The following is a 727-nucleotide window of genomic DNA, read 5'->3' on the forward strand; positions in this document are numbered from 1 at the left end:
TACGCCGCACTTTCTCTAATCTGCCTTTGTTTTCAGGGCGGTTTCACCAGGCTCTACAACTTTTGTCCTGTACTTAGTGATTCTCTCCATGATGCCATGGATTCCGTTCTCAAAGCTGCGTCCTAACCACCTTGACTAATGCTATATTTCGTTATAAAAAGAGTGCTTTTGTAGCTACCTCATGCCAGCCAGGTAAGTCTTTAAAAACTCAAGGATTTAAGTCGGGCGAATCCCATTTTTTTAAAAATGTAACCTTGCAAAAATTTGCACCTATTCAGGGATTTAACCTAGGAGTTTATTGGCAAAAAATTCACCGAGGAAAAAAGGTAAAATAACCGTGGTATTTACTAACTAGGCTTGATAACCCCAAGCTGGTTAAGCAACTTTATCAAGCGCGGTGGGGTATCGAAATGATGTTTAGAGATTGTCAAAGTGGGGGCTATAATATGGAATCTACTCGGGTGGATTCAACCCGATTTTTAGCCTTGGTTTTGTTGATTACTTTTGCTTATTGGCTGGCGACACTAGGAGGTCATGAGTGGGAAGCTAATCACTTAGTAGCTTACCTCGGTCGAAGCGAAAAAACTCCTAATAATTTTCCCCATCATATCAAGTCCGGATAATCAATTATAGTAAAGTCTCGGTTTGATGCCACCAATGAAAACTGGTCAAGCCTCGAATTAATTCGCGCTGTTTCCACAAACTTCGGCAGCGAGCACACAAGAGT

General features: G+C 41.4%; 1 pseudogene. It reads left to right on the forward strand.

The window, feature by feature from the left end:
* Positions 1-137 precede the first annotated feature (137 nt).
* Positions 138-608: pseudogene (locus ACTIE0_RS24805) on the forward strand (transposase); the annotation flags it as partial.
* Between the last annotated feature and the right edge of the window lie 119 nt (positions 609-727).

The sequence above is a fragment of the Limnospira sp. genome (assembly GCF_051859755.1).
GTDB lineage: Bacteria > Cyanobacteriota > Cyanobacteriia > Cyanobacteriales > Microcoleaceae > Limnospira > Limnospira fusiformis.